Origin of the sequence: Granulicella pectinivorans, assembly GCF_900114625.1 — a bacterium.
Lineage (GTDB): Bacteria > Acidobacteriota > Terriglobia > Terriglobales > Acidobacteriaceae > Edaphobacter > Edaphobacter pectinivorans.
Genome location: NZ_FOZL01000001.1, coordinates 2,842,300 through 2,866,257, shown reverse-complemented (window position 1 = coordinate 2,866,257; position 23,958 = coordinate 2,842,300). Strand labels below are relative to the sequence as shown.

19 protein-coding genes are annotated in these 23,958 nt (G+C 60.8%); 3 read left to right on the top strand and 16 right to left on the bottom strand.

The genetic code is table 11. The annotated features are described in order from the left end of the window. Positions 1-308: 308 nt before the first annotated feature. From BM400_RS11345 to BM400_RS11310, 8 genes are all read right to left on the bottom strand, one after another. Complete coding sequence (locus BM400_RS11345; protein ID WP_245781821.1) at positions 309-1,217, bottom strand: DsbA family protein; 909 nt, start codon at positions 1,215-1,217, stop codon at positions 309-311. Between the two features lie 33 nt (positions 1,218-1,250). Next, positions 1,251-2,924, bottom strand: coding sequence for an NAD+ synthase (locus BM400_RS11340; RefSeq protein ID WP_089839268.1), 1,674 nt, complete (start codon positions 2,922-2,924; stop codon positions 1,251-1,253). A 130-nt stretch (positions 2,925-3,054) separates the two neighbouring features. Then, positions 3,055-4,560, bottom strand: a complete 1,506-nt coding sequence (locus BM400_RS11335) for a sugar transferase (protein ID WP_089839267.1) — start codon at positions 4,558-4,560, stop codon at positions 3,055-3,057. Between the two features lie 265 nt (positions 4,561-4,825). Next, positions 4,826-5,800 carry an ABC transporter ATP-binding protein gene (locus tag BM400_RS11330; protein ID WP_089841784.1) on the bottom strand — a complete coding sequence of 325 codons (975 nt, stop codon included), beginning with the start codon at positions 5,798-5,800 and terminating at the stop codon, positions 4,826-4,828. 80 nt (positions 5,801-5,880) lie between these two features. Continuing rightward, positions 5,881-6,450, bottom strand: coding sequence for a molybdenum cofactor guanylyltransferase (gene mobA, locus BM400_RS11325; protein ID WP_281245499.1), 570 nt, complete (start codon positions 6,448-6,450; stop codon positions 5,881-5,883). Then, positions 6,450-7,853 (bottom strand): dipeptidase, encoded by a 1,404-nt coding sequence (locus tag BM400_RS11320; protein WP_089839265.1) that lies wholly within the window; start codon positions 7,851-7,853, stop codon positions 6,450-6,452. The genes mobA and BM400_RS11320 overlap by 1 nt, the downstream gene beginning before the upstream one ends. Positions 7,854-7,900: 47 nt before the next feature. Beyond that, the gene (locus tag BM400_RS11315; RefSeq protein ID WP_089839264.1) at positions 7,901-8,299 is read right to left on the bottom strand and encodes an OsmC family protein; all 399 of its coding nucleotides are present in this window, start codon (positions 8,297-8,299) and stop codon (positions 7,901-7,903) included. A 4-nt stretch (positions 8,300-8,303) separates the two neighbouring features. Continuing rightward, positions 8,304-9,302, bottom strand: coding sequence for a M28 family peptidase (locus BM400_RS11310; protein WP_089839263.1), 999 nt, complete (start codon positions 9,300-9,302; stop codon positions 8,304-8,306). A 186-nt stretch (positions 9,303-9,488) separates the two neighbouring features. On the opposite strand from BM400_RS11310, the gene BM400_RS11305 reads away from it, so the two are divergent. Then, on the top strand, positions 9,489-10,931 hold the full coding sequence (locus BM400_RS11305; protein ID WP_089839262.1) for an alpha-L-fucosidase: 1,443 nt from the start codon (positions 9,489-9,491) through the stop codon (positions 10,929-10,931). Positions 10,932-10,989: 58 nt separating this feature from the next. Here BM400_RS11305 and BM400_RS11300 read toward each other — a convergent pair whose 3' ends face one another. The 7 genes from BM400_RS11300 to BM400_RS11270 all read right to left on the bottom strand — a co-directional run bounded on the left by BM400_RS11300 (position 10,990) and on the right by BM400_RS11270 (position 19,927). Next, entirely contained in the window at positions 10,990-12,171 is a 1,182-nt protein-coding gene (locus BM400_RS11300) for a glycosyltransferase (protein ID WP_089839261.1), read from the bottom strand. A gap of 62 nt (positions 12,172-12,233) precedes the next feature. After that, entirely contained in the window at positions 12,234-13,481 is a 1,248-nt protein-coding gene (locus BM400_RS11295) for a spinster family MFS transporter (RefSeq protein ID WP_089839260.1), read from the bottom strand. A gap of 211 nt (positions 13,482-13,692) precedes the next feature. Next, positions 13,693-14,097: a preQ(1) synthase gene (gene queF / locus BM400_RS11290; RefSeq protein WP_089839259.1), complete on the bottom strand. Its 405-nt coding sequence runs from the start codon at positions 14,095-14,097 to the stop codon at positions 13,693-13,695. A 23-nt stretch (positions 14,098-14,120) separates the two neighbouring features. Further along, positions 14,121-14,762: a hypothetical protein gene (locus BM400_RS11285; protein WP_175528983.1), complete on the bottom strand. Its 642-nt coding sequence runs from the start codon at positions 14,760-14,762 to the stop codon at positions 14,121-14,123. A 53-nt stretch (positions 14,763-14,815) separates the two neighbouring features. Beyond that, positions 14,816-16,924 carry a tetratricopeptide repeat protein gene (locus BM400_RS11280; RefSeq protein WP_089839257.1) on the bottom strand — a complete coding sequence of 703 codons (2,109 nt, stop codon included), beginning with the start codon at positions 16,922-16,924 and terminating at the stop codon, positions 14,816-14,818. A gap of 276 nt (positions 16,925-17,200) precedes the next feature. Continuing rightward, positions 17,201-18,814, bottom strand: coding sequence for a bifunctional phosphoribosylaminoimidazolecarboxamide formyltransferase/IMP cyclohydrolase (gene purH / locus BM400_RS11275; protein WP_425432406.1), 1,614 nt, complete (start codon positions 18,812-18,814; stop codon positions 17,201-17,203). Positions 18,815-19,003: 189 nt separating this feature from the next. Next, entirely contained in the window at positions 19,004-19,927 is a 924-nt protein-coding gene (locus tag BM400_RS11270) for a dihydroorotate dehydrogenase (RefSeq protein WP_245781820.1), read from the bottom strand. Positions 19,928-20,009: 82 nt separating this feature from the next. Here BM400_RS11270 and BM400_RS11265 point away from each other — a divergent pair, with 82 nt between their 5' ends. Next, positions 20,010-21,602, top strand: coding sequence for a hypothetical protein (locus BM400_RS11265; protein ID WP_089839256.1), 1,593 nt, complete (start codon positions 20,010-20,012; stop codon positions 21,600-21,602). Between the two features lie 79 nt (positions 21,603-21,681). On the opposite strand, the gene BM400_RS11260 is transcribed toward BM400_RS11265, so the two are convergent. Next, positions 21,682-22,347 (bottom strand): SGNH/GDSL hydrolase family protein, encoded by a 666-nt coding sequence (locus BM400_RS11260; protein ID WP_175528982.1) that lies wholly within the window; start codon positions 22,345-22,347, stop codon positions 21,682-21,684. A 288-nt stretch (positions 22,348-22,635) separates the two neighbouring features. Here BM400_RS11260 and serS point away from each other — a divergent pair, with 288 nt between their 5' ends. Then, positions 22,636-23,958 (top strand): serine--tRNA ligase, encoded by a 1,323-nt coding sequence (serS, locus tag BM400_RS11255; protein ID WP_089839254.1) that lies wholly within the window; start codon positions 22,636-22,638, stop codon positions 23,956-23,958.

The following is a 23,958-nucleotide window of genomic DNA, read 5'->3' as shown; positions in this document are numbered from 1 at the left end:
GCTACCCAACGCTTAGGCAATGAAATGCGAATAAAAACTGTCAGTATTTCGATTAGACGCGATTTTTCATAACCCACGTCAAAACCGCCAGCCTCGGAACATGACTAAAGTTTCCTTCGGAAAGCCCATTCCGAGACTTTGGAAGGCTAAGGCTCTCCTACCGCCACACAACTCCCATCCAGTCCGTCATGTCCATCAATCGAGCGCGGATGGTCGACGACCCGCATCATCGCAATCGTCAGCCCCCCCAAGAGCAAGAGGCACCCCTCAAGGGTGCCTCTTGTCAAAATCCCTCTCTGAATCGAGGGTTACTTTGCAGCAGCCTGGAACTCGATCATCTTCTTCAGCGATTCGTAAGGCACCTCAGTAATCGTGATCAGCCGTCCGTTCACCACAAGCGTCGGGGTTTGCTCCACCTGGGCGTCCTCCGCCAGCTTCACGGAGGAATCCACTGCAGCCTTGGTCGCCGCCGTCGTCGAACACGCCGCAATCGCTGCCGGATCGAGCCCAGCCTTCGTCACCGCGTTGCTCAAAACGCCCGTGGTCCCCTCAGCCGTCAGAGCCTCCTGGTGGTCGAAAACATCCTGCGCAAATACGAAGAACGCGTCGTTCTTGGCCTTCTGCACACACACCCCATACGCAGCCGCCTGAAACGCCGAAGGATGAATATTCACCAAGGGATAGCTCTGATACACAATCCGGGCCTGCGGGAAGTCCGCTGCGATCTGCTTCATCGTGTCCTGTGCTGTCTTGCAGTGCGGACACTGCATATCGGCAAACTCCACCAGCAGCAGATCCTTGCTCGCCGCACCGTGCGCAGCGCCATTCACACGCTCCTCCATCATCTTCCGCGTGGCCTCAAACGGCTTCGCGCCAAACGGGATGATCCCAGCGCCATCCACGATGGCATGGTTGCCATCCGGCGTTGTGAAGAACGAGAAGGACTGCACCTTCGCGTTCGGCGTATTGTCGGTCACAAACACCGTCACCTTGCTAATCCCCGCCGCCGCAGTCGACTGCACCGCCATCACCTTCCATACGCGCGCCGGATCGAACCCCCACTGCGCCTTCAAAAACGCATTCACCGTGTCGACACTGGGAGTCGTAGCCGTAAAAAACTTCTGGTCAATCGGAGGAAACGGATCCGTCGCTGCCTGCCCTATCGCGCTCGCCGCCAACCCGCACATCAACGCCAAACCTGCAAAAAAACGCTTCACCGAACTCTCCTTGAACTTTGCTGAAAGCCTCTTCTAGACAGCGACCTTAGCCGCGATTGGAAACCGCCGCCCATTGCCAAACGACTTCTTCGTCACCTTCAACACCGGCGCAGCCTGCTGCCTCTTGTACTCGGCCCGCTCCACCATCTTCAGGATGTGACGCACCATCTCCACATCCAAACCCTGCTCCACGGCAATTTGTTCCGCAGAGAGGTAATTCTCCACGTACGACTCGAGAATCGGGTCCAGCACCTCATAGGGAGGCAGCGAGTCCGTATCCTTCTGGTCCGGCCTCAACTCCGCCGAAGGCGGCTTCTCGATCGTGTTCACCGGGATAACCTCACGCACGCGGTTCGCATACCGGCTCAGCTTATACACGCGCGTCTTCATCACATCGCCGATCACCGCCAGACCGCCGACCATGTCGCCGTAAAGCGTGCAATACCCCGTCGACATCTCGCTCTTGTTGCCCGTTGTCAGCACCAGCGACCCGAACTTGTTCGACAGCGCCATCAAAAGCACACCGCGAATCCGGGCCTGCATATTCTCCTCTGCCAGCCCGAAGGAAGTCCCGGCAAACAGCGGCCCAAGCGTCGTCCCAAACTGCTCCACAATCTCCCGGATCGCGAGTACTTCAAACCGAATCCCCAGGTTTTCAGCCAGCGCTCGCGCATCGTCCACCGAGCCTGTCGAAGAGTACTCGCTCGGCATACCAACGCCCATCACGTTCTCCGCTCCCAGAGCCTCCACGGCAAGCGCAGCCACCAGCGCCGAGTCGATGCCTCCGCTCAGCCCCAGCGTCACCTTCCTGAATCCGCACTTCCCCACATAGTCCCGCACACCGAGCACCAAAGCATCCCACGTCGCGGCGATATCCTCCTCATCCGCATCCCGCTCGGGCAGCGGCTTAGCCTCCTCCGTATCCAGCAGCACCAGGTCTTCCGCGAACGATGCCGCCCGGGCAATCGTCCGTCCCTGCGCATCCAGAGCAAACGACGAACCATCGAAGATCAGGCTGTCGTTTCCACCCACCTGGTTCACCATCACCACGACGGCTGCGTCACGCCGCGCCACATGCCCCAGCATCTCCTCGCGGAGCGCCCGCTTGCCCAGCCAATAAGGCGAGGCCGAAAGGTTCACCATGATCTTCTGCGTATCGTCCCTGCCCAGGGGCCAACGCCCCATCAGTTCCTCGACCGGGTCGAGCGTATACCGGCGCTTCGGCCAGAACCCCTTGTCGTTCCAGGCATCCTCGCAGATCGTAATCGCAACCGTCTGTCCCCGCACCGTCACCAGCGACTGCCCTTCGGCTGCCTCAAAATATCGCTGCTCATCGAACACGTCGTAGAACGGCAGCAGCATCTTCTGCTGCACGAACGCAAGCTTCCCCTGATCGAGCAGCACCGCCACATTCCGAACCAGCTTGCCACCCGATCGCGAAGCTTCCATCACGGTGCCGCACAGAATAGCCGGTCGCCCGTCCCCGGCTGTCCACGCCGCGATCTCGCTGACAGCCTTCTCCGCTCGCTCCAGGAAGTCGGCTTTTTCCAGCAGATCCGCCGGTGGATACCCACACACTGCCAGCTCCGGAAACACCACCAGAGAAGCACCCAGCTTCGCCGCCCGTTCCACACCCTCAAGAATCTTCCGCGTATTCCCCGCGAAGTCTCCAACCGTAGGATTGATCTGTCCCAGCGCTATCTTCACAAGATCAAGTCTACCGCTTTTACCCCGCTCGCAAAGCCAAAAGGGAACGGCTCCAAAACCTCGAAGCCGTTCCCTGTTTTCTATCTATGTGGATCCTGGTCACAGCTTGCTTCACCGCATGAAGAAGCGACTAAGAACCGGTTCCGCTAAACACAACGCCCACCGTGCGAGCCAGGATCTTCAGATCCAGCCAAAGACTCCAGTTCTCGACATACGCCGTATCCAGCGAGATATAGCTGTCGAACGACGGATCCTGCCGAGCTTCAACCTGCCACAATCCCGTAATCCCCGGAAGCACATCCAACCGGCGCAGATGAGCCAGGTCATACTGCTCCACCTCAGCCGCCATCGGAGGCCGCGGTCCCACCAAGCTCATATCCCCGCGCAACACGTTATAAAGCTGCGGCAGTTCATCCAGCGAATACTTGCGCAACACCGCCCCGACCTTGGTAACGCGCGGATCCTTCGCAATCTTGAACAGGACACCCTCGCGCTCGTTCATGTGTGCCAACTGCTCACGCAGCTTGTCGGCGTTCGTCACCATCGTGCGGAACTTGAAGCATGAGAACGTCCTGCCCTTGCGACCAATGCGTTGCGCTCTGTAGAAAATCGGCGCTCCGGAGGTGAAATAAACTGCCGCGGCAATGCCGAGCAGAAGAGGTGAGATCGCCAGGAGCCCAAGGAAGGATACTGTCATATCCAGCATCCGCTTCATCAGGAAGGCGCCAATCTGGAAGTCACGCCGGTGCAGAGGAATCGTCGGAAACTGACCGATGTACTCCACCGGGGCATTCCAAGCCAACCCGTCATACAGATCCGGCACCACCCTCACATCGATTCCAGCTGCCCGAGCCTCTTCCACCAGCGCGATAACCAGCTTCTTCTCCGCCGGAACCGAAAAGAAGATCTCGTCGACGAACAACGAGCGCGCCAGCGGTAGGCAGTTCCTTACATCGCCGATCACATCCGCGTCGCCCGACTCGGCCTCCCGCTCAGTGAGGGCTACAAAGCCCTTGAACCGGAAGCCAAGGTGCCGCAACGACTCCAGGTGGTTCCGCAGTGCATGCGCAACACGGCCAGCGCCCACGATCAGCACATTCCGCGTCTCCAGCCCCTCGCGATACCGGCTGTAAACCACCCGCCGCCACGCTGCCCTGCGTACCGACATCAGGATTGCAGTAAAAAGAATCGTCAGCAGAACGACGACGCGCGAAACAACCTCGGCGCGCCCTAGATACAGGGCTCCGCACAGCAAAAGTCCCGCCGTCAGCGTGGCCTGAAAGGTCATCCTCTGCTCATGCAATCCGCTGCGCGACTGAATCGGGGCATAAAGCCCATAGGACCGCGCAAAGAAAATCAGGCAAAACGAGAACCAGCCCATATAAAGCGCAATGAGCGGAAAGGAGGAAAGACCGAAATGAGTCAGCACATGCCGCGCGCTCACCTCAACCGGTGTCACAGCACGGAAGCGCATCGCAATCGCGCCTGCAACTAAAGCCGTTAAAACGTCCAGCGTCGCCCAGACCAGACTCGTGACCGACGGTCTCTGGAACAGGCCAACACGCGACACACCGCCTGTTCCGTTCCGGCGCCGTCCCGAGATGATCACCTGTTGTAGATAGTCTGGTGTCGCCATCGTTCTGATCAGGCCTCAAACACTCTCAAAGTTAGCCACTACAAAAGAAACCATGCCTTCCGGCCAGTGAAAACAACAACTTGCCTCTGGAAAGCGCCCAAGGAACGATAACGGGTAATGGGAAAGACCCGGGTTGCTACAAAAAGTCTCTGGTCGCCGCCTTGCAGTCCGCGCCATTTTGTCGTTTGCTTACCTCTCACCATACTTTTCTCAAGCGCCTTGGTCAACCCGAACACAAAAATGCAAACCCCTCATACATCGGCGGTTAAGGAATAGCCCGGATTCCGGACTCCGGCGTCATCCCCGAGGTCGCCGGAGGCACGTCCTGATCCGGAAGCACCAAACTATCCAACGCCAGAAACTCTTGCAGAATCGGATCTTGGCTCTCTTCCATCTCCTCCATCGTCCCAAAAAACCGGGCCGTACCCTCATGCAGAAACACAACCCGGTCCGCAAGCTTCTTGGCGAACCGCATGTCGTGAGTCACAACGATACTGGTGAGATGCAACTGCTGCTTCAGCCGTTTGATCAGGTCGCCCAGCAACTGAGCCATCAGCGGATCCACCATCGTCGTCGGCTCGTCATACAACACCGCCTCAGGCTGAGAGGCCAACGCCCTGGCAATCGCCACCGACCGCTTCATCCCGGTCGATAAATCTGAAGGCAGAAGGTTCTCCATCCCCGCCACCCCCACCATCTCCAGCAATCCCTTCACCACCTGAAAGATCTGATCCTCCGCCAGGTCCCCGCGCTCCCTGAGCGGAAACGCGACATTCTCTCCCACGGTGATCGAATCGAACAGCGCTCCATTCTGGAACACCATCGTCACCTTCCGTCGGATCTCTTGGAGTTTCTTCTCGTTGAAGGTCGTAATGTCCTCCCCCGCGACCAGCACGCGCCCCTTATCCGGCTTCAGAAAGCCCATCAGCATCTGGAGCGAGACCGACTTCCCCACACCGCTTCGTCCCAGGATGCAAAGCGTCTCCCCAGCGTTCACAAAGAAGCTGACGTCGTGCAGCACCACAAAGTCCCCAAACGACTTGTACACATGGTCGAACGAAATATAAGGCCCCGGCGTGTCACCTGGGCCAGCGTCATCCACCGCCTCCTTGGCATCGGCGTTCTGCTGTGCGGCCTCTGCCATGAACTCTTCGACCGCCGGAGCCACATCCGCCGAAACCTCTGCCGTCAGCGGCGTATGTTCATCGGTCGTATGGTTCTCCGCGGTGCTATCCGCCATCGTTGCCTCATCATGCCCGTCAGAGATCGCCATCCCGTCACCCCACTCTCATTATCGCGCACGCATCTACGCCGAAAGGGTTAGATGTCCCCCAGACGCACCTCGAGCTCAGCAAATTCCTCGGGGGTATTCACATTGCGAAACCAGCCGTCCTCCTCGAATCTCACCCGGGAAACTTGTCCTGCAGCCTCGATCGCAGCACGCACTCGATAACGGCCAGCCGCCAGTGCAGCCTGCAGCGCCGGCAGCGCCCCCCGGGAATACGCCCCGCATAAAGGATGCACCCGCCCACCCGCCTCCGCCATCACCGCCACGTTCATCCCACCCGCCGCCGAGAGCAGCCTCCGCAAGGCTTCCACCGGAACCAGAGGAACATCGACGGGCAGGAAAAGATTCCACTCCGCCGAACTATCCTCCAGGGCGGCAACCAGTCCCCCCAGAGGCCCACATCCCGCCATTCCATCCGGGATGATCCGGCCAAATCGTGCCAGCTCCGCCGTGCCACCGGCGATCGCGACCTCCGTGCAAACCTCCCGCAGCTTCCGCAGACCGATCTGCACCAGGGCCTCACCATCCAACTCCAGCAGAGCCTTATCGCGGCCCATGCGGGAGCTCTTCCCCCCGGCCAGAAGAAAGCCCGCAACCTCCACTAAGCCCCCAGCGCCGCCAGCCAAAGCACAATCGACTCAATCCCCCGATGAAAGTTCGCCAGGTGGAACTTCTCGTTCGGAGCATGCAGATTGTCATCCGGCAGCCCAAATCCCATCATCACCGTCGGAATCTTCAGCTCCCGCACAAAGTCCCCCACAATCGGAATCGACCCGCCGCCCCTCACAAACACCGTCTCCTTGCCGAACACGCTGTGCATCGCCTCGGTCGCCGCCTTCACGAACGTGTTATCGGTCGAGACCACAATCGGATCCCCTGAGTGAATCAGCCGTACCTCAAGCTGAATCCCCTTCGGGCAGATCGACTCCACATACGCCTTGTACTGCGCAAAGCTCTCCGCCGGAGTCATATCCGGCACCAGCCGCAGGCTCACCTTCGCCAGCGCCTTGGCCGGAATCACCGTCTTCGCCCCCGCACCGATAAACCCACCCGGCATCCCATGCACATCCAGCGTAGGCCGCGCCCACGTCCTCTCCATCACGCTCAACCCTGGCTCGCCGGTAAGTTCAGTCGACCCAACCTCCGTCTCGCGATAGTGCTCTTCGTCGAAAGGCAGCGCCGCCCAAGCCTTGAACTCATCCGCAGTCGGAGCCTGGACCTTGTCGTAGAAGCCCGGAATCAGGATCTTGCCATCCTCATCCTTCAGCTTCGCGATCACCTGTGCCAGCGCCACAAAAGGGTTCGGAGCCGCTCCGCCGTACATGCCCGAGTGCAGATCCGTCCTTGCCCCCCGCGCCTCGATCTCCGTATAGATCATGCCGCGCAAACCCACGCATAGCGTCGGCAGCTCCGGCGCAAACATCTCCGTATCCGAGACCAGCGCCACATCCGCCTTCAACTCATCCCCATGTTCCCGCACGAACGCCGCAATCCCCTCGCCGCCAACCTCTTCCTCGCCCTCCAGGATCACCCGCACATTCACCGGAAGCGGCCCAGCCGAGAACAGCGACTCCAGCGCCTTCACATGCATCCACATCTGCCCCTTGTCGTCCACCGCGCCCCGGGCGTACACGTTCCCATCCCGAATCTCCGGCTCAAACGGTGGCGACTTCCACTCATCCAGCGGTTCAGCAGGCTGCACATCGTAGTGCCCATACATCAGCACCGTAGGCTTCGGCTTTCCATCCGCAGCGGGCGCTGCATGCAACCACTCCGCATACACCAGCGGATGCCCCTTCCGCGTAGCCGTGGATGTCTCGATCAGCCGAACCTTCTCCATCCCGATCCGCGTCAGTTCCTCAGCGCAAAAATCCGCTGCCCGCCGCACGTCCTCTACCCGCGCCGGATCGGTCGAGATCGATGGAATCCGCAGCAGCTCCAGCAACTCCCCTACAAACCGAGTCCCATTGTCCTTCGCAAACTGAACCGCCTTCATCTCCGCCATCACACTCTCCTCAAAACCCCTGCCGTTACGTCTCTATGCTTCAACAACTACCCCCACGTAAACGTGATGGGAGCCTCAATATTCAGGACGTTGTGTATCGGGCACGCATGCGCCGCATTCTTGAGCCTTCGCCGTTGACCTTCGTCCAGTACACCCGGAACACGCACATGCACGGAAATCTTCGCGATTCTCCTCGGTGCATCCGCCATCTCTTTCTCAACCGTCGCGGTAGCGCCGCTCATATCGATCCCCGACGACCGCGCCATGATCCCCATAATGCTTAGAATGCAGCTTCCCAGCGAAACCGACAGCAGCTCACTCGGAGAAAAACTCGAGCCCTGACCATGGTTATCCTTCGGAGCATCCGTGACCACCACCACTCCCGATTCCTCATGCTCGGAGCGGCATCGCAAAGAACCTTCATAGTGAACGACAGTCGCACTCATCGGCCTATTCCCTGCCCTTCGGCTGACCGCCCTTGTTCCAGCTCGGTCTGAAATCGCTCGAAGCCAGCCAGCGCATCGGCTCCACCAGGCTCTGAATCGCCTCCGTCATAAACGCCAGATCCAGATGTTCCAGGTCGTCATTCGGCTGATGATACGTCGGCGGAGTCCCCCACCCCGCTGCCGTATGCGCCACGACACCCTTCAGCGCCAGCATATAGTTATCCGACCGCTGAAAGAAGTGCTGCTCCGGATAAGGATCCGGCCCCAGCAGAGCCCCATGCTCCTTTAACGTCGGGCCCAGGTTCGACCTCTCCCATCCCGTCAGCAGAAGAACTCCCTTCGGCATCTTCGGATCCTGGTTCCCGATCATCTCAAACTCCAGATTCGCGATGATGCTGGCCAGCGCCACCGGAGGATGAGCCCCAAAATAGGTCGACCCAAGACCGCCCAGCTCCTCCGCCCCGTAGCAGACAAACAACACATTCCGCTTCAGCCGCGGACCGCTCGCCAGCGCATGGGCCAGCTCTAGTACCGCAGTCGTACCCGCCGCATCGTCGTTCGCTCCGTTATAGATCCCGTCGCCCTTCCCGGCATCCTTCGTCCCGAGATGATCCAGGTGCGCCGTCAGCAGAATCGTTCCGCTCGACGGGTCCGTCCCCTCCAGGTAGCCGATCGCATTGAAGGTCTTCGCCGCTCCCGGCTTCCCCTGCTGCTCCGCCACCCTCACCCTCTGCCGTCCGTTCGGCGTCTGGTAGGGCTCCACATCCGCGCTCTGCAGATACCCGGTCATCCCCGGCGCCGGTTTCAGGCCATAGCCGATAAACTCCGAAGCCACATAGTTCGCCGTAATCTCTTCAAGCTTCGTCGCACTCCCACGCCCGGCCATCGCATCGCTGGCGAGAAACTCCTCATGCGCCCGCACCCACTCCGGCTTCACCGTCCAGCTCTGCCCTACCGCAGTTCCACACAACACACCCAACGCAAGCAAAACACGAAGCTTCATCTCATCTCCCCGAACCAGCAACCACGCACAATCCTACCGGACCACGACATCCACCACCAACCTCCTGCACAGCCGGAGGCGCACCCGCCACCGGCAACGGCCCCAGCCGGCTGGACAGCTTTTCACCCACGAAGCATTCTTTTCACATACAATTCTCTCGCTACGACATCCCCTTGAGGAACACCCGTGAAACTAGCCGCATCCATCGCACTCCTGGCCGCCACTACCTTCGCCCCAATGCTTGCGAACGCCCAGCTCGCCGGTTCCAAGCCCGACACCACCCCCACCAACCACCCCGTCCCCTCCATCCAGGACACTGAGACCCCCGCCCAGAAAGACGCACGGCTCGCCTGGTTCCGCGAGGCCCGCTTCGGCATGTTCATCCACTGGGGCCTCTACTCCATCCCCGCCGGCACCTGGGACGGCAAGCAGGTCCCCGGCATCGGGGAGTGGATCATGAACAACGCCTCCATCCCCGTCGCCGACTACAAAGCCCTCGCGCCCCAGTTCAATCCCACCGGCTTCTCCGCGCACGACATCGTCGCCCTCGCCAAGGCCGCAGGCATGAAGTACATCGTCATCACCGCCAAGCACCACGACGGCTTCGCCATGTTCGACTCCAGGGTCGATCCCTTCAACATCGTTACCGGCACCCCCTTCCACCGCGATCCCCTCAAGGAACTCGCAGAAGAATGCCGCAAGCAAGGCGTCAAACTCGGCTTCTACTACTCACAGGATCAGGACTGGACCGCTCCCGGCGGTGCCGCGCTCAAGACCGGCGACCACCAGCCCCCCACCTACCACTGGGATAAGGCACAGGACGGCGACTACGCCACCTATCTCCGCACCAAGGCGATCCCACAGCTCAAAGAACTCCTCTCCAACTACGGCGACTACCCCGTCATCATCTGGTTCGACACCCCCACCAAGGACATGACCCCCGAGCTCGCCTCCGAGGTCGTCGCCCTCCTCAACAAGTACCCCAAACTCATCTGGAACAACCGTCTCGGCGGAACCTACAAAGGTGACACCGAGACCCCCGAGCAGTACATCCCCGCCCAGGGCTACCCCGGCCGCGACTGGGAGTCCTGCATGACCATGAACGACACCTGGGGCTACAAGTCCTTCGACACCAACTTCAAGTCCACCGAAACCATCCTCCGCAACCTCATCGACATCGCCTCCAAGGGCGGCAACTACCTCCTCAATATCGGCCCGGACTCCCACGGCATCGTTCCCGCCCCCGAAGTCGAACGCCTCCATCAGGTCGGAAAGTGGCTCGACGTCAACGGCGAGGCCATCTACGGCACCACCAACACCACCTTCGGCCCTGAAGCCGGCGCGTTCAGCACCACCGAAAAGGATAACAAGGGCAATCCGAAGTTCGTCTCCACCTGGGACTGGCGCTCCACCACCAAGGCCCACAAGATATACCTTGAAATCTTCAAGTGGCCCAGCGGCTCCTTCCACCTCGACAAGCTCACCCGCCACGTCACCAAGGCTTACCTGCTGGCTGACAAGAGCCGCAAGCCCCTCAAGCTGACCCAGGGCTCCGGCACCTTGGACATCCAACTCCCGTCCCAGCCCCTGGACCCCATCGCCACGGTCGTAGTCCTCGAAACCAACTAACCGCCGCAACCCCGGGTGAACCCACATCCCGATTCTGGGATGTGGGTTCACCCGGAACTCACCCCAGCGGTCCCGCCTCCCGCCGCAAATCCTCCAGCGAATAGAAAGTCCCTCTCCACCAGACCCCACCCTGCCGCAGTGTCACCGCCATCGACCGGAGCAGCGTAAAGATGAACAACAAAGCCCCCACCGGAAACCCCGCCGCGTACCAGGCCGAGATGCCCGAAGTCCGCCCATAGAGCCGGTAAGCCCACACCGCGCAGAGCAGAGCAATCGCCGAAGGCACCCTCACCCCGGGCATCCACACCCCCACCGAAGGCCCCACCGCAAACACCGCCAGCCACACACAAGCCCCCAGCAGCAGCGAAGCGTGAAACCGGAACGCCGAAAAGATGTTCTTCGTCATCACCCCCACCAGCCCCTTCGCCCCCGACGCCCAGTGGACTGTCACCAACCCATGCCCAAAGCAGATCCTCTGCCGCAACCCGGCCTTCTTCACCCTCTTGGCCAGCGTAAAGTCCTCAAGGATATCCATCTTCTGCCCTTCGAACCCACCGATCGCACGGTACGCCGTCGTCCGCATCAAGTTGAATGCGCCAATCCCCACCACATCCCGCATCGCCTTCGGGTCTTCCACCTTCCACGGACGCGTAGCCCACAGCCCGAAGATCTGAAAGAACCCCAGCACCACCCCTTCGTCCCAGCGCCGCAGATCCATCGTAGGCACCGTCACCATATGGTCCGCCTGCACATCGACCACACGCGCCAGCGTCCGTCGCAGCGCATCGGCACGAAACACCACATCCCCATCCGTAAACAGCAGGAACTCCGGCTGCGTCAGCACCTCAGCCTGCTTCGCCCCTAACGCCAGCGCATGCACCTTCCCCAGCCACCCCGCCGGAAGCTCGGTCACATGCATCACCGTCAGCCTCTCGGGAAACCGTCCCGCCAGCGCATCCATCAACGCACCCGTGGCATCGCTCGACCGGTCGTCCACCGCAATCACATGCAGCCCCGGATAATCCTGCGCCATCAGCGACTCGAGACAAGCCACCACCCCCTCTTCTTCATCGCGAGCCGGCACAATCACCGTCAACCGCGGCCCCCCCACGGGCCACCGGTCGAACTCCTCCCGCAACAGGTCCGGAATCCGTGGAAGTCCCCACGCCGCTTCACCCGTCTTCAGGGCCCACGCTCCCGCCACCACCCAGGCCACAACAACATCCCACCGAATCAACATCTGAGTCTCCGCCTTTGTCTCTTTACCCGCTTGTTCCGCCTTTCCCCAACAGTCTTTTGCTCTTAAGCAACGGCCTCCAGCTTCGGAGCCGACCGCGATCCCAGGTAGAAGATCCCCGACCCAATCACCATCGTGATTAACGTAGCCCCCAGCCCGATCCGCAGGTTCGAGTGGTCGCTCACAATCCCGATAATCTTCGGCGAAGTCATATCCCCCAGCAGGTGGATCACCAGCAACTGCCCCGCCATCGCCGTGGCCCTCACCTCCGCGCTCACCGAGTTCAGCGTCGTCGCATTCACCGGCCCCGTCCCCAGAAAGATAAAGAACACCGCCACCGTCAGCGCCGGCAGCGTAAAAGGCTTCGGCCCAAAGAAGCACAGCAGCGCCGGAGGCACCGCCGCCAACGCACTCAGGGAAGGCACATAAAACATCGCCTTGGGCGTCTTCTTCGACCACCACTGCGCCCAAAGCCCACCTACAATCGTCCCGCCCAGGCCGCCGACCACGATAATCGGCCCCATCACCCCCGAAGCCTCGCTCTGCGACATCCCCTGCACCCTCACCAGGAACGACACCATCCACCACGAGATCCCGCCCAGCGAAAACGTCACTGCTGCATATCCCAGGATCGTGCACATATACGCCCGGTTCGAAAGCAGCGACAGAATCACGCCCTTCTCCACCTTGGCCTTCTCCACCCGTCCGCTCCGCGCCGGCTCCTTGATCAGGAACGCGACCAGTAAGGCAATAATCGCCCCCGGAATCGCCGACACGATAAACGAGTGCCTCCACCCGTACTTCGCCCCAATCATCCCTCCGCCCACGACCCCAATCGCAGCGCCCACCGGCAGAGCAATATTGAAGATCGTCATCACCCGGTTGCGCTGGTCTTCCGGATAGAAGTCCGCCAGCATCGAGGGCGCAAAGATCCCGAAGCTCGCCTCGCCGATACCCAGCATCGCGTGCCGAAAGTTCAGCGAATCATACGAGTGCACATCCGAGGTAAAAAAATTCACGGCACTGATCAAAAGCGCCGCACCCACAATCATCGGCTTGCGCGGAAACCGGTCCCCCAGCCACCCCGTCAGCGGCGAGATTCCCATATACGCGACCATGAACCAGAACGTCAGCGACCCAATCTGACTATCCGTAATATGAAACTCGCCCCGAATCTGCTCCTGCACCGCAGGCAGAATGTAGCGGTCGATGTAGTTCACAAAATTCAGCGCCGTCAGCAGCACCAGCGCAGTCGCTGCCCCAGCCACAGGCAGCCCCTTCGGTTTCGAGGTCGTCTCAGTCACGGTCGTCATACACAGCCGAGCATAGCAGCACCGGAAGATAGATGGTCACTGCGGTCAAGACGAATCCAGGAGGAAGACAGGCAATATTGGTGTCACTACAAGAGCCCAGACAAAGCCCTCCCCAGAAGCTCCAACAGCAAAGAGGCAAGCCCGGGGACTCCCCCGCACTTGCCTCTTTTTCCTGCCTTTTCCGCTTTTTCCCTATAATCTGTTGCCTGTTCTACTTCTCCGAAGGCCGCGGATACCGAGCCGTCACCACAGTAGAAATCCCACCCCTCGGCCGGAAGTCGCCCTTCACCTCAGCCCAAACCGGATCGGTAGCCTTCACGATATCGTTCAGCACCTGATTCGCGATGTTCTCCTGGAAGATCCCCAGATTGCGATAGTGGAACAGATATTCCTTCAGCGACTTCAGCTCCAGGCAACTCTTCCGCGGCGAGTACCGAATCGTCAGCACGCCAAAGTCCGGCAGCGACGTCTTCGGACACACGCTGGTGAATTCTGGATCGTCAATCAGGATCTCATATCCCGGAAACTGGTTCTCCCACGTATCGATCGAGGGAAACTCGTGGTCAAGACCTGCCTTGGCGTGGTCGTCGGTATAGCCTGTGTTCTGTGTGCCCATAGCCTGTATTTTACCGCGAACCCTTACTGCGCCACCGGGAAGTGGAACACCACGCCCGTGCTCACGCTCTGCAACGGATACGTATGGCCGCCGCCCGAGAGAGCCCCATAGCCCACCTCAAACACGCGCCACTCCGCAATCGGCGTCACATGCAACTGCAGGCCGACGAACGCGTGATACTCGAAGTTGTTCTTGTAGATAATGCGCGAAGCGGGCGTGTTCGTCTCCTTGGTGACCGCCGCGATCGCCGCGGGAGGAAAGCCATAGTTCGACTGACCCAGGCCCGCCGAACCCTGCACATACCCCTCGAAAGCCTTCAGAGGCGTATGAAACGTACCGCGCACGCCGCCCAGGTACGAATACACCTTGCCACCGACTCCGTTGTATCCGCTCTCCGCGCCCTGCTTCGTCGTCAGCAGCATCGTACGCGCATCCACACCCAGGCGAACCGGCCCAAGCGTCTTGAAGTCGTAGTAAGCACCAAACGTGCCGCCCAGCGGATTGAACGAATTGTCGATCGGGTTGGGAGCCAGCGGAGCCGCATAAGGCGAGCTCTGCAGGTTCGACATCCGGGACACCGTCAGAGTGGCATACCCAGCCAACTGAGCATGAGCGGAAACAGCAAAGAGAGAGGCAGCGAGCAATACAACTGATTGACGAATCATCTTTCCGTATTCTATCCCGTCTTCAAAGCCTCACCCAAGAGGCCGTGCTATCGCTACTGTTTCGGCTCTTTCGCCACGTTGGCCTTGGCCAGCTTCACACGCGCCCCATCCAACTGGTGCCGCACCTTCGCCACATCCTCAGGATCGGAGTCCGCCGGCAGCGACTGCGCATACTCCGTCATCGCCCTCTCCCACTGGCTCACCGCCAGCTTCAGACGACCGGTCTTCTCATACACCTGGCCCAAATGATCGTGGACCGTAGCGTCCGCGCTCGAGCGCTCAATCGCCTTGTGCAGATTCTGCTCGGCCAGCGCATTCTGACCCATCCGGAAGTACACCCAGCCCAGCGAGTCCAGATACGCGTAGTTCTGCGGATCGAGTTCCACCGCCGTCTTGATCATCTCCAGCGCTTCGGGCAGCTTCTCATTCCGGTCCGCCAGCATATAGCCCAGGTAGTTCAGAATCGCCGGGTCCTTCGGATCGGCCGCGAGGGCCTTCCGGAACTCCGCCTCTGCCAGGTCATACTGCTTCGACTTGTCGTACAGCTCGCCCCGCAGGAACGTAATGTACCGCTTCTCTTCCGGACGCTTCGCCGAAGCCGTCGCGATATCCAGCTCTGCCCCGGCCTCCTTGAACTGCCGCAGCCGAATCTTCATCACCGCCAGTTGCAGATGCACATCGCGGTCATCCGTCGTGCCGGTCAGTTGCGCCTTGGCCAGAGCCATGCCCTCCTCGACCTTGCCCATATCGGTCAACTGTTGCGCATACATCAACTGCACATTCTTGTCCTTCGGAAACGCCTTCGCAGCCTCGGCCGCAACAGCCGTCGCCTCCTTGAACTGGTGCGACTCGCGATACGTATCGACCTCGCCCTGGTACCCGCGAATCGTAAAATCTCCGCCCAGCGCAACGATCAGCTTGTACGCCGCAATCGCCTCCGTGCTCTTGTTCTCCTCGCGGTAGATCGAAGCCTCGCGATCCAGGAAGAGGTAGCGGTTCCCCTTCTCCTGCTCCGAGTAGTTCCCCTCCGGATGCGTGGACGCCGCAATCAGCTTGTCCAGCCCCGCGATCGCCGACGGAAAATCACCCAGCGCGTCGTACAGCAAAGCTTCGTTGTAGCTCAACTCCGCATTGTCCGGAGCCAGCGTCTTTGCCTTCTCCAGCGTAGCCAAAGCCTCTTTATAGTGCCCCTGCCGACGCTGAATCTCCGAAAGATGAATCTGCGACTGCACATCCTGCGGGTCGGCGGCCAGAATCACATCCAGCGACTTCTTCGCCTCGTCCAACTGCCCATCCAGCAGCAGCGCGCTCGCCATCCCCTTCTGCGCGTCGAGATTGTCCGGCTCCATATCCAGCGACCGCTTGTACGCCGCAGCCGCTTCCTTAGGCTTCTTCAGTTGGTCGTAGGTCGCTGCCAGCGCAAACTCCATGCGCGCCGTACGGTCGGTCTCGGGAACCCCAACCAGCACATCCACCGCACGCTGCGGATTACCCTCCTCGGTATACAGCCGCGCCATATTCAACACGACCTCCTCCGAGTTCGAATCGATCCCCTGCGCCGCGCGGAACTGCTTCTCCGCCTTCACCGAGTCGTGATCGACCCCATAGAGCTGTCCCAGCACCAGCTTTGCTTCGACATCCTTCGGCTTCAGCTTCACCAGCTTCTCGTACTCGCCAATCGCCAGCTTCAACATCTCCGCCGCCTGCGCACCCTGCATATCGCCCAGCGAACGGACATAGACCTTACCCAGCAACTCATGCGCTGCAATGTCGTCCGGATTCCGTCCCACCTGCTCCTGCGCGGCCTGCACCGCCTCGCGAATCCGTCCCAGCCGGAAATAAAGATCCGCCAGCCCATCCTGCAACAGCAACGAGTTCGGATCGGCATCGAGCGCCAGCTTATACTGCTCCACAGCCTGCGTCGCATAGTCCGGGCGTCCGGCATTAACCGCCATCTCTTCATACAGATGCGCCAACCCGTAGTGGTAATACGAGGAGGCCCGGTCCGGCGTCTTCACCGCATCGGCGGGCTTGGCCGGAGCCTGCCCCACAGCCGCGGTCGTCACCAGAAGAAGGGCAACCGCAGGGGTCCACATGCGAAAAGAGGCAACAGGAACGAACGAGAGACGACGCAAAGCAGAGCGCAGGAACGGCATGGTCATAAGCAGTAGTTTCCTTGGTGCCGCGGATAAGTAAACAGGCCAAAAACAACGCGTTGCGGCAAGAAACAGTACGATCCGAACGAAACAATCCTGAAACAATACTTTAGACGACACAATACACGGTTTGGGTGCCAAACAATAGACACCGATACCAATGCGACCGTCCTGCGAAACAGTGTGCCCCACCTTCGCGACGGCATCATCGTTCGCGAAGGTGGGGAGTCCATCCGAGAATCCGTCGCATCGGTCAACGCACCTGCCCTACTAGGCTCTGCCTCATCCATGCCGGAAGTGCCGAACCCCCGTAAACACCATCGCCACGCCCAGCTTATTCGCCGCCGCAATCACATCCGCGTCCCGCACCGAGCCACCCGGCTGAATCACCGCCGTAGCCCCCGCCTTCGCGACAACCTCCAGACCATCCGCAAACGGAAAGAACGCATCGCTGGCCGCCACGCATCCGGCCAGGGGAAGCACAGCCTTCTGAGCCCCAAACTCCGCCGCGGCCACCCGGCTCATCTGTCCCGCGCCGATCCCAACCGTCTGCCCAAAGCCCTCGGCATACCGCCCATACACAATCGCATTCGACTTCACATGCTTCGAGATCGTCCACGAGAACAGCAGAGCCTTCATCTCTTCAGGCGAAGGAGCCCGCTCCGTCACCACCTGCAGCTCCGCCTCGGTCACCGACTTCCGATCCGCATCCTGCACCAGATACCCACCCGAGATCTGCTTGATCACCCGCTTCGTCTTCACCGGATCGATCTGCACCAACCGCAGATTCTTCTTCGCCGCAAACCGCTCCAGCGCCTCAGGAGTAAAGGAGGGCGCCACAATCGCCTCCACGAACAGCTTCGCAATCTCCTCCGCCGCTGCTCCATCCACCTCGCGATTGATCCCGATCACGCCCCCAAACGCCGAGATCGGATCGGCCTCCAGCGCCCGCGTATACGCCTCCAGCACCGTCGTGCCCGCCGCAGCCCCGCATGGATTCGTGTGCTTGATAATCGCGACCACAGCCTCCGACGGATCGAACTCCGTCACCAGCTCCCAGCACGCATCCAGATCGACCAGGTTGTTATAGCTAAGCTCTTTCCCCTGCAACTGCTTCCCGCCCGCAACGCCCTTGCCCGAGCCATCTGCATACAAACCCGCCGTCTGGTGCGGATTCTCCCCATACCGCAACGCCTGCTGCAATGGCGCGACCACACGCAGCACCGGAGGCAGCGCATCGTCCACGAACTTCGCCTTGCCCGCCGGCGTCTCCACCGCTTCCAGCGCCGTGGCAATCCCCGAGTCATACGCAGCCGTCACCGCGAACGCCTTCTTCGCCAGCATCCAGCGCGTGTCGTACCCCAGCGACCCATCCGTCTCCGTCATCTCCGCAAGAATCGCGTCATAGTCGCTGGGAGAGGTCACCACCGCCACATCGCCAAAATTCTTCGCCGCCGACCGCACCATCGAAGGCCCGCCAATATCGATATTCTCGACCACCTCGGCGAAACTCACCCCAGGCTTCCCTGCCGTCTTCTCAAACGCATAAAGATTGACCACGACCATATCGATCGGTTCGATCCCATGCTCTTCAACCGAAGCCATATGCTCCGCGTTCCCGCGAATATGCAGAATCCCGCCATGAACCTTCGGGTGCAGCGTCTTCACCCGCCCATCCAGCATCTCCGGAAACCCCGTCAACCCCGAGATCTCCTGCACTTCAAGCCCACCGGCCCTGAGCGCCGACCACGTCCCGCCGGTCGAAACCAGCTTCACGCCAAACTTCGAAAGTCCCCGGGCAAACTCCACCACGCCCGTCTTGTCCGTCACCGAAAGCAAAGCCCGCCGTACTCGCCGCAAACCATCGGTCGAATCGGAGGAAGTGGAAGCAATCACGCCAGAGGGAGAGTCGTTCTCAAAAGTTTTCACTCCTGAATTTTAGTGCAAACGAGCCGCAAAGCCGGGTGCCCGCATCTCGATTCTGAGATGTGGGTTTCAACGCGCCTCAGAAATCCTGGGCAACCGCGCACCGTGCCCCCCTTCATCGCAGCGAATGCGGGCTCACGCCCAAAGCTTCAACAACGCCTACCGCACCATCCCACCCGTCAGCGTCCGCACATCCGTCACCCCATGCGCCCCGCACCACTTCCGCAGCCCATTCGAGATCACCTCCACCGCCCGCGGATCCGCATAACTCGCCGTCCCCACCTCCACCGCCGTAGCCCCCGCCAACATAAACTCCACCACATCCTCCGCCCGCACAATCCCACCCATCCCCACCACGGGAATCCTCACCGCCTTCGACACCTCATGCACCATCCGCACCGCGATCGGCTTGATCGCCGGTCCCGACAGCCCACCCGTCACATTCGCAATCCGGGGCCGCCTCGTCTCCACATCGATCGACATGGAAACGAACGTATTCACCAGCGAAACCGCGTCCGCACCCGCCGCCTCCGCCACCTTCGCCATCGTCCCGATACTGGTCACATTCGGACTCAGCTTCACCAGCAAAGGCCTCTGCGATGCCCTCTTGCACGCGTACACCAGCTCTCCCAGCAGATCCGGATCCGTCCCAAACACCATCCCCCCATGGCTCGTATTCGGACAGCTCGCATTCAGCTCGTACATCACAATCCCCGGCGCATCGTTCAGCACCCGGATCACCTCCACACAGTCTTCCTTCGTAAACCCGAACACATTCGCAATGACCACCGCGCCCTGCATCCGCCGCAGCACCGGCATCTTCTCCTCGCAGAACGCCCGCACCCCCATATTCTGCAGACCGATCGCATTCATCATCCCGGCCGACGTCTCAATAATCCGTGGCGCGTTATTCCCAGCCATCGGTTCCCGTGACAAACCCTTCGTCACGAACGCGCCGATCTTCTCCATGTGGATGATCTCTTCAAACTCCACCCCATACCCAAAAGTCCCACTGGCTGCAATCACCGGCGACCGGAAGTTCACCCCCGCGATCGTCACCGCCATATCCACTGCTTTGCTCATCAGGCCCCCAAACAACGTACTCGTCTCCTGTAGGTTATCCTTCGCAGGTCGCCATTCCAAACCAAACGCAGAGGGCATCCCAATGAACCCCAACTATCCAAAGGAATTTGCTTCTTCGAATGGCACGCCAAGAGCTCTCGTCATCTCGACCGGAGCGAAGCGCAGCGGAGAGACCCCCGCATTTCGCTTTTGCTGTTGCCTGTTCTTTGCTCTCCTCACCATCATCCTCCCCCTCCAAGCCGCCCCCCGCCCCCACCACCCCTCCGAACTCCCCCAGAACTCCCTTGAACTCTTCACCGACATGATGCGCGTAGCCGACGCCAACTTCGACCCCACCACCCACCTCGTCAACTTCCCCGGTCAAAACAATCATCCCCGCCTCGTCGTCCGCGAAACCAGTTGGTACGCCCTTGGACTCCTCCTCCGCGATGCCAACGGCGACCGCGCCAACGCCGCCGCCGCCCTCGAAGCCGTCCTCGCCAACCAGTACCTCGACCCCAAAACAAAGTGGTACGGCACCTTCCGCCGCACCCCTTCCGAGCCCCTTCCCCCCGCAAACGCCATCGATTTCAACCAGTTCGACCCCAACTGGCGTGTCTTCATCGGCACCACCTTCCAGATGATCCTCGCCGACTTCCCCGAACGCATCCCCGCCGCCCTCGCCCAGCGTCTCTACCAGTCCATCGACATCGCCGTAAAGGGCGAAAAGCAGGAGGGCCGCCTCACCCCCACCTACACCAACCCCGCCCTCATGTACGGCGCCCTCTGGGACTTTATCGCCGCCCACAACCACGACACCGGCCGCCTCGCCGAAGCCACCGCCTGGAACGCCGAAGTCTACCGCCTCTTCAAACTCCACAACGCCTTCGGCGAGTACAACTCCCCCACCTACTACGGCACGGATCTCTACGGCCTCGGTCTCTGGCGCATCTACGGAAGCTCCCCCGCCATGCGCGCCCACGGCGCCGAGATGGAAGCCACCCTCTGGACCGACATCGCCGACTTCTACCAGCCCAATCTCCGCAACATCGCCGGCCCCTACGACCGCTCCTACGGCATGGACATGGAGACCTACACCTCCCTCATGGGCCTCTGGATCCGCACCCTCCTGCCCGCCGCTAAAGCCCCTCTCCCGGCCCTCACCGCCACCGGAGACCACGCCCTCGACAACTGGTTCGTCCCTATGGTCGTCCTCCTGGGCTCCCCCGTCCCGTCCGCCGCCAGGGCCAAATTCGAACACTTCGCCGGCCCCCATCAGGTCACCCGCCAGATCACCGACCAACGCAAAGCCACCGCCTGGATCGGCACCGACGTCCTCTTCGGAGCCGAATCCACTCATCAAACCGTAGGCGTAGACGGCCACTCCCAGTTCCACCCCGCCACTATCCAGTGGCGCACCCCCTCCGGTGCCATCGGCTGGATCAACATCACCCACACCCCACCCATCGACGCCACCGCCAGCCAAAGAGGCATCGCGATCTTCACCGCAGGCGATGTCACCTTCCTGATTCACGCACCCGGCATCAATCCCGGAGACATCACCGCCAGCACTTGGAATCTCCCCGGGCTTCCTCTAAAGATCGGAACCAGCGCCACCGCCACCGTCACCCTCCATGGAGACGATACCGAGATCACCTATAAGTCCGTCCAAACCCTCGTCATCAACAGATCCTAGCAACCGCCACCAAACCGGGTGCCCCACATCCCGCATCTGGGATGTGGGTTCCACGGAACCCACAAGGAAGTCGACACATCTACCGCAACATCCTCTCTAATTGCGCCGGATACGTCTCCACTGAATCCCTCTCCTTCGTCCTCCACGGCACCCCATACGTCAAGCTATCGCCCAGACAAACCACCGTCCCCGAAACCACCCGCGGCATCGCCCGCAAAAACGTCTGAGCCAGCAACTCATACCCCTTCACCGTCAAATGCGTCCCATCCGTACTCCACGCCGCCGTAGGCCCACCCACCGCGTCCAGCTTCCGCTGAAAGTCCGCCACCGCCACCTTCTTCTCCCGCAGCATCGCCAGCAAAGCCCGGTTGTACCGGTCGACCTTCCCATTCACCCCTTCATCCCCAAACGACTCAGCCTTATGCCGCGTCATCACCTTCACGGCGTCCACATGCTGGATCGTCGAAACCACCACCACAATCCCATGCGCCCGCGCCTCATCGATCATCCAGGCCATATTCGCCACATACTGCTCCACCGGAAGAAACTTGGGCTCATTCGCCAGGTCGTTCACCCCAAAATAAAGCAGCAAAACCGAAGGCTTTTCCTCCAGCACATCGTGCGCAAATCGAGCCCGCCCCTCCGCACTGTTCTGCCCCGCAATCCCTGCATTCACCACCCGCACCCCGGCCGCCCACCCAGGACAAGCCAGCAGCAGCACCATCACCAACCCGATCCGTTTCATGCGCACCATCCTAACCTCTTCGCGCCTGTCAAGCCCCCATCCCCTCCAACCCACAGAAAGCAAAAGAGATACCCATGAGCCAACAGCCCTCCATCAAAGCGCACAATAGAACCAGCGCCCCAGGCCGTTATCTCTTTTTCCCGCCTTACCCCACAATCTTTTCCAACCTCTAACCGGACAAGTCCACCGCTAAACCCATTGGATCGAATACTTTAACCCAAAAACACCAGGGAGAGGTCCAACGCGCAACAAGCATCCACCCCACCAAACCAGCTAAAATCGACAGCGATGATCGATCTAGCTTACGTCCGGGCCAACCTTGAAACGGTCCAAAAGAAACTGCACGCCCGCGGAGCCGACCCCACCCTCCTCGCCGACTTCGCCACCATCGACCGCGACCGCCGCGAAGCCATCACCCGGCTCGAAACCGTCAAAAAGCAACGCAACGATCTCACCAACGAGATCGCCAGGCTACGCAAAGCCGGTCAGGACGCGACCGCCCCGACCGAGCAGACCAAGTCCCTGAAGACGGAGCTGGAAACGCTCGAAGCGACCGCCGCCGAGGCCGACCAGAAGCTCCAGACCATCCTCCAGGCCCTCCCCAATCTCCAGGCCGACGACGTACCCGAAGGCAAGTCCGCCGACGACAACGTCGAGGTAAAACGCTGGGGCACCCTTCCCGAGATCGCCAACCCCAAACCCCACTGGGAGCTCGGCGAAGCCCTCGGCATCCTCGACTTCGACCGCGCCGCCAAGATCTCCGGCGCAAGGTTCGTCGTCCAGTTCGGCCAGGGAGCCCGCCTCGAACGCGCCCTCGCCGCCTTCATGCTCGACCTGCACACACGCGAGCACGGATACACCGAGGTCCTGCCGCCGAACATGGTGAACTCGAAGAGCCTCTTCGGCACCGGACAGCTCCCCAAGTTCGCCGAAGACCAGTTCCACTGTGACGACAAAGGCCCCTACATCCCCGGCCAGTTCCAGGACAACGACCACTGGCTCATCCCCACCGCCGAAGTCCCCGTCACCAACCTCTTCCGCGACGAGACCCTCGACGAGGCCGAGCTTCCCATCAGCTTCTGCGCCTACACCCCCTGCTACCGTTCTGAAGCCGGCTCCTACGGCCGCGACGTCCGCGGCATGATCCGCCAGCACCAGTTCCAGAAGGTAGAACTCGTCAAATTCGCGAAGCCCGAAGACTCCGCCGCCGAGCACGAGGCCCTCACGCGCAACGCGGAGCGCGTCCTCGAACTCCTCGGCCTGCCCTACCGCCGCATGCTCCTCTGCGCCGGAGACATGGGCGCCGGCGCCGCCAAGACCTACGACCTCGAGGTCTGGCTCCCCGGCCAGCAGCTCTACCGCGAGATCAGCTCCTGCTCCAACTTCCACGACTTCCAGGCCCGCCGCGCCAATATCCGCTTCAAGTCCCCGGCCGCCAAGAAGTCCGAGTATCTCCACACCCTCAACGGCTCCGGCCTCGCCGTAGGCCGTACCTACGTCGCCATCCTCGAAAACTACCAGCAGCCCGATGGCTCCATCCGCATCCCGGACGTCCTCGTCCCCTACATGAACCACGAAACCCACATCACGCAGAAGAAAGTCAGGGGCTAA